Here is an 11395-nt window from a genome sequence, read left to right on the forward strand (position 1 = left end):
GGAAGCGGCGGCTCCCCGGGAGGGCGCCGTGCGCTCACGGTACGCGGCGCCGCTGACAGACACCGCGCCATCCCGGACGCGTCCGCTCTGGGCGTAACGCCGTGGACCGGACGGCCCTTCCCGACCGTCACCAGGCGTGCGGCGGGAACAGTGGCCCCCTGCAGGGACCCGCCCCGACCGTGCGAGCTGTGGGGGGCAGGGGGTCCTCTCTCAGGCGGCCGCGTCGGTCCGCGGGCCGCCGGAGGGCCCGGCCGCCCGCCGGGCCGCCGCGTCGCGCATCGCCCGAGCACTCGTGCGGCGCAGGGTGAGGGCCCGGTAGACGTAGTCCACGCCCGTCACGATGGTGAGCACCAGCGCCACCGCCATCACCCACCAGCGGGCACTGGCGAGCACGCCGTCCAGCGGCAGGATGTAGAGACCGATCGCCAGCGCCTGGACGACGGTCTTGGCCTTGCCGCCCCGGCTCGCCGCGATGACGCCGTGCCGGATCACCCAGAAGCGCAGCAGGGTCACGCCGACCTCGCGCACCAGGATCGCCAGCGTCACCCACCAGGCGACCAGCGACAGGACCGACAGCGCGATGAGCGCGCTGCCGGTCAGCGCCTTGTCGGCGATGGGGTCGGCCAGCTTCCCGAACTCGGTCACCTGACCGGTGCGCCGGGCGATCATGCCGTCGTAGCGGTCGGTGATGATCGCCAGGGCGAAGAACAAGGTGGCCCAGTACCGCTGCGACTCGTCCGTGCCGCCGTCGCTGAGCAGCAGGACGGCGAACACCGGCACCACCGCCAGCCGCAGCACCGTGAGGGCGTTCGGCAGGTTCACCACGCGGACCGACTGCGGCGGCGTCGCGGCCGGATCGGGGGCGACCTCGCTCATGCAGGTCACCGACCGGCCGGGAGGGCCGGTACGAGAGCGGTGGCGAGCAGGTCCACGCCCACGGTGCCGATCACCTCGGCGACCGCGAGCTGTCCGGGCACCGCGTCGGCGGCCACCCCGGAGATCGTCGTCGTCCCGTCGGCGTCGGGGTCCTGGTGGGCGGCGTGCCCGACCCAGGTGCCCGGTTCCTCCTCGGCGGAGAGGTCCTCGGTCAGCAGCACCTCGACGCGCTCACCGACGCGGTCCTCGGCGCGCTGGGCGGTGAGCTCCTCGACGAGGTCGGTGATGCGGCGCACCCGGGCGTCGATCTCGGCCTGGTCGTGCTTGCCCGGCAGCCCGACGGCCTCGGTGCCCTCCTCGTCGGAGTAGCCGAAGACGCCGACCGCGTCGAGCCGGCCCTCGGTGAGGAAGCGCTCGAGCTCGGCGACGTCGTCCTCGGTCTCCCCCGGGAAGCCGAGGATGACGTTGGTGCGGAAGCCGGCGGTGGGCGCCAGCGACCGGGCCCGCTCGATCAGCGCGAGGAAGTCGTCGGTGCCGCCGAAGCGACGCATCCGGCGCAGCAGCGCCGGCGAGGAGTGCTGGAAGGACAGGTCGAAGTACGGCGCGACGCCACCGCCACCGGCGATGACCTCGAGCAGGCCGGGACGCAGCTCGGCCGGCTGCAGGTACGCGACACGCACCCGGGCGATGCCCTCGACGTCCGCCAGCTGCGGAAGCAGCCGCTCCAGCAGGCGCAGGTCGCCGAGGTCCTTGCCGTAGGAGGTCGAGTTCTCGCTGACCAGCACCAGCTCGGTGACGCCCTCGCCGGCCAGCCACTGGGCCTCCCCCAGCACCTCGGCCGGGGGACGGGAGACGAACGAACCGCGGAAGGTCGGGATCGCGCAGAACGCGCACCGGCGGTCGCAGCCCGACGCCAGCTTCAGTGCCGCGGACGGGCCACCGGCCAGCCGGCGGCGCTGCAGCCAGCCGTGCCCGGGGATGGCCGGCGCGGCGTCGGTGCCGACCGCCGCGGTGCGGGCCGCGGGGCTGATCGGGAGGAGGGTGCGGCGGTCGCGCGGGTCGTGCGGCACCAGCGGGCGACCGGTGAGGACGTCGTCGAGCCGGTCCCCGATCGCGGCGTAGTCGTCGAACCCGAGCACGGTCGCCTCGGGCAGCGCCCCGGCGAGCTCGGAGCCGTACCGCTCGGCCATGCAGCCGACCGCGACGACCTCCGCGCCCGAGTCGGTGGCGGCGAGGATGGCGTCGACGGAGTCCTTCTTGGCCGACTCGATGAAGCCGCAGGTGTTCACCAGGACGGCGTCGGCGGTGTCGGCGTCCTCGACCAGTTCGTACCCGCCGGCGGCCAGCCGGCCGGCCAGCTCCTCCGAGTCGACCTCGTTGCGGGCGCACCCGAGGGTCACCACCGCCACTCTCCGGGCAGGGCTGGACGGAGCTGTCACCGCCCCATGCTAGTCGCCGAGTCCAGGGACGTCGGGCAACCGGAGGGTGACGTTCAGCCGTCCCCCGGGCCGCCACGGAGCGTGAACATCACCGACTCCAGCTCGTCGGGCTTGATCAGCACGTCGCGGGCCTTCGACCCCTCCGACGGGCCGACGATGCCCCGGCTCTCCATGAGGTCCATGAGCCGGCCGGCCTTGGCGAAGCCGACCCGCAGCTTGCGCTGCAGCATCGACGTCGAGCCGAACTGGCTGGTGACCACGAGCTCGACGGCCTGCACCAGCAGCTCGAGGTCGCCGCCGATGTCCTCGTCGATCTCCTTCTTCTCCCCCGCCGCGGCGGTGAAGACCTCCTCGCGGTACTCGGGCTCGGCCTGCCGCTTGGTGAACTCGACGACCGCCTCGATCTCGGTGTCGGACACGTAGGCGCCCTGCACGCGGACCGGCTTGCCGGCGCCGATCGGCATGAACAGGGCGTCGCCCATGCCGATCAGCTTCTCCGCGCCGGGCTGGTCGAGGATGACCCGGCTGTCGGTGAGGCTCGAGGTGGAGAACGCCAGGCGCGAGGGCACGTTGGCCTTGATCAGGCCGGTGACGACGTCGACCGAGGGGCGCTGGGTGGCCAGCACCAGGTGGATGCCGGCGGCGCGCGCCTTCTGGGTGATCCGGACGATCGACTCCTCGACGTCCCGGGGGGCGACCATCATGAGGTCGGCGAGCTCGTCGACGATGGTGAGGATGTAGGGGTAGGGGCGGTAGACCCGCTCACTGCCGGGCGGGGCGGTGATCTCGCCCTTCTCGACCTTGCGGTTGAAGTCGTCGATGTGCCGGACGCCCGTGGCCCGCATGTCCTGGTAGCGCTGCTCCATCTCCTCGACCAGCCAGGCCAGCGCGGTGGCCGCCTTCTTGGGGTCGGTGATGATCGGTGTGATCAGGTGCGGGATGCCGTCGTAGGGCGTCAGCTCGACCATCTTCGGGTCGATCAGGATCATCCGCAGCTGGTCGGGGGTGGCCCGCAGCAGCAGCGAGGTCAGCAGCGAGTTGATGCAGCTGGACTTGCCGGCGCCGGTCGCACCGGCGACCAGGAGGTGCGGCATCTTCGCGAGGTTGGCGCAGACGAAGCCGCCCTCGATGTCCTTGCCGAGGCCCACCAGCATCGGGTGCGGGTCCTGCTTGGCCGCGGTCGAGCGCATGACGTCGCCGAGGCTGACCGTCTCGCGGTCGGTGTTGGGCACCTCGATGCCGACCGCCGACTTGCCCGGGATGGGCGCCAGGATGCGGATGTTGTCGTTGGCGACGGCGTAGGCGAGGTTGCGGGTCAGCGCGGTGATCTTCTCGACCTTCACCGCGGGGCCGAGCTCGACCTCGTAGCGGGTGACCGTCGGGCCGCGGGTGAAGCCGGTGACCGCGGCGTCGATGTTGAACTGCTCGAGGACGCCGGTGATCGCCTCGATCGCGACGTCGTTGGCCTTGGACCGTGCCCGCGGGGGCGTGCCGGGCCGGAGCGTCGACAGCGAGGGCAGCACGTAGTCGCCCTCGACCGGCTGGATGACCAGCTGCTGGGGCTCGTCGATGGGCGGGAGGTCCTCGGGCGGGGCCGTGCGGTCCACCACCGGGGTGCGCAGCGACGTGGGCACCGGCGGGGTGGTGCGGATGGCCTCGGGCGCCTCGTCGAGCGCCGCGTGGTCGATGGCGGGGACGGTCTCGATGGGGCCGGTCCGGGTGAGGTCGTCCATGAGCGACCGGCGGCGGGAGCGCCGGCTGACCGGCGCCTCCTCGGGCTCCTCGTCGTCCGCCTCGTCGTCCCAGTCCTCGTCGTAGCCGTCGTAGTCCTCGTCGGGACCGTGGCCCATGAGCCGGTCGGCGAGCTCACGCAGCCGCTCGGGGATCTGGTGCACCGGCGTGGCGGTCAGCACCAGCAGCCCGAAGAAGGCACCGAGCACCAGCAGGACGACGGTGACGACGCTGCCGACCCCGGCCGTCAGCGGGGCACCGACGGCCCACCCGACCAGCCCGCCGGATCCCGGTTCCAGGCGGGAGGGGACGGCGCTGTCGCCGACGACCTCCGCGATGCCCAGCACCGACGCGACGGCGCACAGCCAGCCGATCGCCAGCCGGCCGCGGGCCTCGGGCCGGGGACCCCGGCGCAGCAGCCGCAGCGCGGCGAAGAACAGCAGGACGGGCAGCACCATGACCAGCGCGCCCACGACCAGCCGGACGGCGCCGGTCAGCGCCTCGCCGACCGGGCCGATGCCGTTGCTCCACGCGGCGGCGCCGAGGACCACGGCCAGGCCGAGCACCGCCAGCCCGACACCGTCCCGCCGGTGCTCGGGCGCGAGCGGCTCGGCCTCCTCCGGACGCGCCACCGAACGGGCGAGCCCGCCGGCGCCGCGGGCCAGCAGCGACCAGCCACCGCCGATGACACCCCACAGGCCGGGGCCGGACGTGCGGGCGGCGGGCTTGCGGCCACCCGCCGCGGCCCGCTTCGCGGGTGGGCGCTTCCGGGACGCGGTCGACCCGGAACCGGAGCGGCCGCGCGCGGACGACCGACCCGACGGCCGGGTCGTCGTCGTGCGAGCAGGCATGCATCGACGGTAATCGCCGCAGGTGCCCCCCGACGGCAGGCGGAGGCTCGTGTCCGGCACCTACGGTCGGGAGATGCCGACTCCCGCACCCCTCCCGTACGGCAGCTGGCCCACGCCGATCACCTCCGAACTGGTCGTGCGCACCGCCGCGCGGCTGGGCGAGGTGGTCGTCGACGGCTCGGACGTGTGGTGGTCGGAGTCGCGGCCCGAGGAGGGCGGCCGGTCCGCGGTGGTGCGCCGCAGCGCCGACGGCACCCTCACCGACGTCCTCCCGGCACCGTGGAACGCCCGCACCCGGGTGCACGAGTACGGCGGGGGTGCCTGGACCGCGTGCGGCGGCGTCCTGTGGTTCACCGAGTTCTCCGACCAGCGGCTGTACCGGCTCGACCCGGGCGCCGCCGTCCCGGTGCCGGTGACCCCCGAGCCGGCCGTGCCGTCGGGAGTGCGGCACGCCGACCTGCGGGCCACCTCCGCGGGCGTGCTGGCGGTCCGCGAGACGCACGCGCCGGGCGCCGGACCCGCGGACGTGGTCAACGAGCTGGTCCGCGTCGCGGCCGACGGCGCCACCGAGGTGCTCGTCCGCGGGCCCGACTTCGTCTCCGACCTCCGCCTGGCGCCGGACGGCGTGACGCTGTGCTGGCTGCAGTGGGACCACCCCGACATGCCGTGGGACGCCGCGCAGCTGGTCGTCCGGTCGCCCGACGGCGCGGAGACCGTCGTCGCCGGCGGCCCCGGCGAGTCCGTCGTCGCGCCGGTGTGGGAACCCGGCGGCGGCCTGCTGTTCCTCTCCGACCGGAACGACCTGTGGTGCCTGTACCGGCGCCGCCCCGACGGCGAGGTGGAGCTGGTCCTCGATGCCGGCGGTGACATCGCCGGACCGCAGTGGGCCTTCGGACAGAGCCGGTACGCGCTGCTGGCCGACGGGCGGCTCGTCGTCGCCTGCGCCCGCGACGGGGCGGACCGGCTCGCCGTCCGCGAGCCCGGCGGCGCGCTGCGGGAGCTGGACCTGCCGTACGCGGTCTTCCGGTCGCTCGCGGCGGCCGGCGACGCGGTGGTGTGCGTCGCGGCCGGGCCGGCCAGCGAGCCGGTGGTGCTGCGCGTGTCGGTGGACGGCGGCAGCGCGGAGGTGCTGCGGCCGGCCCGCGACCTGGGCCTGGACCCGGCCTGGCTCTCCCGGCCGGAGCACGTCTCCTTCCCCACCCCGGACGACGGGACGGGCATCGACGTCGCGCACGCGCTCGTGTACCCGCCCACCAATCCGGAGGCGACCGCGCCCGAGGGCACGCTGCCGCCGCTGCTGGTCGTCGTGCACGGCGGTCCCACGTCGGCGGCGACGCCGGCGCTCGACGTCGGGGTCCAGTACTGGACGTCCCGCGGTTTCTGCGTCGCCGACGTCGACCACCGCGGTTCGACCGGCTACGGCCGCCGGTACCGGGAGGCGCTCAAGGGCCGCTGGGGCGTCGTCGACCTCGACGACGTGGTGGCCTGCGCCCGCCACCTGGCCGACGCGGGCCGGGTCGACCCCACGCGGATGGCTATCCGCGGCGGGTCGGCCGGCGGGTACACCACCCTGGCGGCGCTGTGCATGCGGCCGGGGACGTTCACCGCGGGGGCCAGCCACTTCGGCGTCGCCGACCTCGGCGCACTGGCCGCCGAGACGCACAAGTTCGAGTCGCGCTACCTCGACGGGCTGGTGGCGCCCTGGCCGGAGGGCGCCGACGTGTACGCCGAGCGCTCCCCCCTCACCCACGTCGACGCCTTCGACACCCCGCTGGCGGTCTTCCAGGGCGACGAGGACGAGGTCGTCCCGCCGGGACAGGCCGAGGCGATCGTCGCGGCGCTGCGGCGGAAGGGCGTGCCGCACGCCTACCTGCTCTTCCGCGGCGAGCAGCACGGGTTCCGGAAGGCGGAGAACATCCGCGCCGCGCTGGACGGCGAGCTGTCGTTCTACGCACAGGTGTGGGGCTTCGAGCTGCCCGCCGCCGAGGACATCACGCCCATCGAGCTTGTGCGGTAGCTGCGGAGCCTCCGACATCCCCCCGCTGCAGATGGAGGACCCCGGCCTCCTCACCCCTCGCGCGCTCCGGGCGAGCCTCTGGCGGGGGCCGTAGGGGGCAGCGGGGCCCTCTCTCAGACCTCGAGGACGGTGGGGATGATCATCGGGCGGCGACGGTGGGTGTCGGACACCCACTTGCCGATCGTCCGGCGGATCACCTGGGAGAGCCGGTGCGGGTCGGTCTCGCCGTCGGCCAGCGTGCGCCGCAGGACCTCCTCGACCAGCTGCAGGGCGGGGTCGAAGACGGCCGGGTCGTCGGCGAACCCGCGGGCGGAGAGGTGCACCGGCCGCACGATGGTCCGGGTCGAGGGTTCGATGACGACGGTGAGCGCGACGAAGCCCTCGTCGCCGAGGATCCGCCGCTCCTGCAGCGACTCCTCCCCCACGTCGCCGACGTTGAGCCCGTCGACGTAGACGTCACCGACCGGCACGCTGCCCACGATCGCGGCCTTCCCGTCGACCACGTCGACCACCACGCCGTTCTCCGCGAGCAGGATCGCGTCGGCGGCCATCCCGGTCTGCTCGGCCAGCGCGGCGTGCGCCCGGAGGTGCCGCCACTCGCCGTGCACGGGCATGAGGTGGCGGGGCTTGGCGACGTTGAGCAGGGTGCGCAGCTCGCCGGCCGGCGCGTGCCCGGAGACGTGCACCATCGCCGTCTCCTTGTGCACGACGGTGGCCCCCAGCCGGGCGAGCCCGTTGATGACCTTGTAGACCGCGGTCTCGTTGCCCGGCACCAGCGAGGACGCCAGCACGATCGTGTCGCCGGCCTCGATGGTCACCTGGTGGTGGTCCCCGCGCGCCATGCGGCCCAGGGCCGAGAGCGGCTCGCCCTGCGACCCGGTGCTGACCAGCACGACCTGCTCGGGGGGCATCGACGTCGCCTCGTCGAGGGACACCATGAGCCCGGGTGCCACCCGCAGCAGCCCGAGGTCGCGGGCCACGCCCATGTTCCGGACCATCGAGCGGCCGACGAGGGCCACCTTGCGACCGTGCACCTCGGCGGCGTCCAGCACCTGCTGGATGCGGTGCACGTGGCTGGCGAAGCTCGAGACGATCAGCCGCTGGGTGGCCCGGCGGAACACGTCCTCGAGCACCGGGCCGATCGAGCGTTCCGAGGTGACGAAGCCGGGCACCTCGGCGTTCGTCGAGTCGGCCAGCAGCAGGTCGATGCCCGTCAGGCCCAGGCGGGCGAACGCACCGAGGTCGGTGAGGACGCCGTCGAGGGGCAGCTGGTCCATCTTGAAGTCGCCGGTGTGCACGAGCACCCCTGCCGGGGTGTGCACGGCGACGGCGAGGGCGTCGGGGATCGAGTGGTTCACCGAGATGAACTCGCAGTGGAACGGTCCGGCGACCTCGTCGTCCCCCGCGGCGACCTCGACCAGCACGGGGTCCAACCGGTGCTCCCGCAGCTTGGCCTTGACCAGCGCCAGGGTGAACCGGGACCCGATCAGCGGGATGTCGCCGCGCATCCGCAGCAGGTAGGGGATGGCGCCGATGTGGTCCTCGTGGCCGTGGGTGAGGACGACGGCCGCGACGTCGTCGAGGCGGTGCTCGATGACGCCGAAGTCGGGGAGGATCAGGTCGACCCCGGGCTGCTCGGCCTCCGGGAAGAGGACGCCGCAGTCGATGACCAGCAGCCGGCCGTCGAACTCCAGGACGGCCATGTTGCGGCCGATCTCCCCGAGCCCACCGAGGGCCATGACCCGGAGTGCGCCGGCGGCCAGCGGTGGCGGCGCCTGGAGGTCCAGGTGTGGTTGCGTGACGCCCGCCGTCACAGGGCCACTCCGCCCGCGGCCAGGTCGGCGCGCAGCTTGGTCACCTGCTCGGGGGTGGCGTCGACGAGCGGGGGCCGCACCGGGCCGGCCGGCCGGCCGAGCGCGTTCAGCGCCGCCTTGACCATCATGACCCCCTGCCCGCCGCCCATGACGCCGGAGTAGACCGGCAGCAGGCTCTCGTTGACGCTGCGCGCCTTCACCAGGTCGCCGGACTCGACCGCGGCGGCGAGCTCGGCCAGCCGCGGGCCGACCAGGTGCCCGACCACGCTGACCATGCCGACCGCGCCCACCGCCAGCAGCGGCAGGTTGAGCATGTCCTCGCCGCTGTAGTACGCCAGGTCGGTGCGGGCCAGCGTCCAGGCCACCGCACCCAGGTCGCCCTTGGCGTCCTTGACCGCCACGATCCGCGGGTGCTCGGCCAGCCGCACCAGCGTCTCCACCTCGATGGGCACGATCGACCGCGGCGGGATGTCGTAGAGCATCACCGGCAGGTCGGTGGCGTCGGCGACCGCGGTGAAGTGCCGCAGCAGGCCGGCCTGCGACGGGCGGTTGTAGTACGGGGTCACCACCAGCAGCCCGTGCGCGCCCAGCCGCTCGGCGTCCCGCGCCTTCTCGATCGAGTGCGCGGTGTCGTTGGTGCCCACCCCGGCGACCACGGTCGCCCGGTCACCCACGGCGTCCAGCACCGCCTCGAGGACGGCGCGCTGCTCGGCGTCGCTGATCGTCGGGGACTCCCCGGTGGTGCCCATGACCACCAGGCCGTCGTGGGCGTCCCGGTCGACCAGGTGGGCGGCCAGCTCCTGCGCCCCGGCGAGGTCGATCGAACCGTCCTCGACCAGCGGGGTGATCATCGCCGTCAGCACACGCCCGAAGGGTCGGGCGGGGTCGGTCGTCATGGGCATGAATCTACCGAGCGGGGGCGGGTGGGCCTGCCGGCGCGGCCCCGTCCCGGAGGTCCCGCCGGAACTCCGACACCACGTACCGGAGGCCGGTGCGCGACGTCGACCAGCCCGACGCCGGGTCGCGGGAGACCGGCTGCCACTCGGGGCCGAGCTCCGGCGCCCAGGTGTCGCCGTCCACCCGGACGTCGACCTGCGTGACGACCACCCGGTCGGCGTGCGGGAGGAAGGCGGCGTAGACCCGGCCGCCGCCGATCACCCACAGCGCGCCGTCCCGCTGCCCCAGCACCTCCGCCACCGAGCCGGCGCGGCGGGCGCCCTGCCCGTCCCACGCCGGGTCGCTGGTGAGGACGACGTTGGCGCGGCCCGGCAGGGGGCGGAAGCGCTCGGGCAGCGACTCCCACGTGCGCCGGCCCATGACCACGGTCGAGCCGGTGGTCAGGTCGCGGAACAGCGCGAGGTCCTCGGGCAGGTGCCACGGGAGCCCGCCGTCCCGCCCGATGACGCGGTCGGGCGTCTGGGCCCAGACCAGCCCGACGCTCACACGGCCACCGCACCCCGGATCGCCGGGTGGTGGCGGTAGTCGTGCAGCCGGAAGTCCGTGTAGGAGTGGTCGAACAGCGACGGAGCAGGCGCGAGCTGCAGCGTCGGGAACGGCAGCACCTCTCGGGAGAGCTGCTCGGTCACCTGGGCGACGTGGTTGTCGTAGACGTGGCAGTCGCCGCCCACCCAGATGAAGTCACCGGGGACCAGACCGACCTGCGCGGCGACCATGTGGGTGAGCAGCGCGTAGCTGGCGATGTTGAACGGCACCCCGAGGAACATGTCCGCGCTGCGCTGGTAGAGCTGGCAGGACAGCCGCCCGTCGGCGACGTAGAACTGGAACAGCGTGTGGCAGGGGGCCAGCGCCATGTCCGGGATCGCCGCGACGTTCCACGCCGAGACGATCATCCGCCGCGAGTCCGGGTCGGTGCGCAGGGTCTCGAGGACGGCCGACACCTGGTCGACGTGCCGCCCGTCCGGCGTCGGCCACGACCGCCACTGGACGCCGTACACCGGCCCGAGCTCGCCCTCCGGAGAGGCCCACTCGTCCCAGATGGTCACCCCGCGGTCGCGCAGCCACTGCACGTTGCTGTCCCCGCGCAGGAACCACAGCAGCTCGTAGGCGACGGACTTGAAGTGCACCGACTTCGTCGTCACCAGGGGGAACCCGGCCGACAGGTCGTAGCGCAGCCGCTCGCCGAACAGGCTGACCGTCCCGGTGCCCGTGCGGTCCTGCTTGGCCGTGCCCTCCTCGAGCACCCTGCGCAGGAGGTCCTCGTACTGCGTGTCCACCGTCCGGCCGTCCGTGCTCGCCACGGGGCCAGCCTAGAAGGACCCCGTCCCCCTCACCGCGCGCAGGCCCGCGGCGAGCCTCCGGACGGGACCGGCGGCGACCAGGTCGGGGGCGAGGTCGCCGCGGTCGCCGACGGCGACCGTGTCGAGCTCCAGCCAGGCCGCCATCAGCGCGAGTTCCTCGGCCAGGGCGGCAGCCACCTCGGCGCGGTCCACGCCGGCCTCGGCGAAGGCCGACTGCACGCGCAGGACGCCGGCCTGCCGGTCGGCCTTGAGGTCCACCCGGGCGACGAGCCGATCGCCGAGCAGGAACGGCAGCACGTAGTAGCCGTGCACCCGCTTCGCCGCCGAAAAAACCGCTCGACCCGCGGGCGCTCCCAGACCAGCGAGTCGAACGGGCTCAGCAGGGCGCGCGCCCGCACCCACCGGGGAC

Annotated in this window: 9 protein-coding genes; 1 reads left to right on the forward strand and 8 read right to left on the reverse strand. The window is 74.0% G+C overall.

Annotated features, from left to right (window positions below; all coding sequences use genetic code 11):
* Positions 1-210: 210 nt before the first annotated feature.
* The 3 genes from pgsA to GCU56_RS04910 are packed head-to-tail and all read right to left on the reverse strand — an operon-like array spanning position 211 to position 4897.
* Positions 211-876: a CDP-diacylglycerol--glycerol-3-phosphate 3-phosphatidyltransferase gene (gene pgsA, locus GCU56_RS04900; RefSeq protein WP_163480386.1), complete on the reverse strand. Its 666-nt coding sequence runs from the start codon at positions 874-876 to the stop codon at positions 211-213.
* Between the two features lie 5 nt (positions 877-881).
* Positions 882-2315, reverse strand: a complete 1434-nt coding sequence (locus GCU56_RS04905; RefSeq protein WP_163480387.1) for a MiaB/RimO family radical SAM methylthiotransferase — start codon at positions 2313-2315, stop codon at positions 882-884.
* Positions 2316-2368: 53 nt separating this feature from the next.
* Positions 2369-4897: a DNA translocase FtsK gene (locus GCU56_RS04910; RefSeq protein ID WP_163480388.1), complete on the reverse strand. Its 2529-nt coding sequence runs from the start codon at positions 4895-4897 to the stop codon at positions 2369-2371.
* Between the two features lie 73 nt (positions 4898-4970).
* Between GCU56_RS04910 and GCU56_RS04915 the strand changes: the two genes are divergently transcribed.
* Positions 4971-6914, forward strand: a complete 1944-nt coding sequence (locus GCU56_RS04915; protein ID WP_163480389.1) for an alpha/beta hydrolase family protein — start codon at positions 4971-4973, stop codon at positions 6912-6914.
* 113 nt (positions 6915-7027) lie between these two features.
* Here GCU56_RS04915 and GCU56_RS04920 read toward each other — a convergent pair whose 3' ends face one another.
* From GCU56_RS04920 to GCU56_RS04940, 5 genes are read right to left on the reverse strand one after another with little or no spacing between them, the layout of a single operon-like run.
* A complete protein-coding gene (locus GCU56_RS04920; protein WP_163480390.1) occupies positions 7028-8728 on the reverse strand; it encodes an RNase J family beta-CASP ribonuclease in 1701 nt (566 codons plus the stop codon).
* Positions 8725-9624: a 4-hydroxy-tetrahydrodipicolinate synthase gene (gene dapA / locus GCU56_RS04925; RefSeq protein ID WP_204331435.1), complete on the reverse strand. Its 900-nt coding sequence runs from the start codon at positions 9622-9624 to the stop codon at positions 8725-8727. The genes GCU56_RS04920 and dapA overlap by 4 nt, the downstream gene beginning before the upstream one ends.
* A gap of 10 nt (positions 9625-9634) precedes the next feature.
* Positions 9635-10171, reverse strand: coding sequence for a dihydrofolate reductase (locus tag GCU56_RS04930; protein ID WP_163480392.1), 537 nt, complete (start codon positions 10169-10171; stop codon positions 9635-9637).
* On the reverse strand, positions 10168-10986 hold the full coding sequence (locus GCU56_RS04935; RefSeq protein ID WP_440588730.1) for a thymidylate synthase: 819 nt from the start codon (positions 10984-10986) through the stop codon (positions 10168-10170). The genes GCU56_RS04930 and GCU56_RS04935 overlap by 4 nt, the downstream gene beginning before the upstream one ends.
* A 9-nt stretch (positions 10987-10995) precedes the next feature.
* Positions 10996-11298, reverse strand: a complete 303-nt coding sequence (locus GCU56_RS04940; protein WP_345771639.1) for a DNA glycosylase AlkZ-like family protein — start codon at positions 11296-11298, stop codon at positions 10996-10998.
* Between the last annotated feature and the right edge of the window lie 97 nt (positions 11299-11395).

The sequence above is a fragment of the Geodermatophilus sabuli genome, from assembly GCF_010686765.1.
Lineage (GTDB): Bacteria > Actinomycetota > Actinomycetes > Mycobacteriales > Geodermatophilaceae > Geodermatophilus > Geodermatophilus sabuli_A.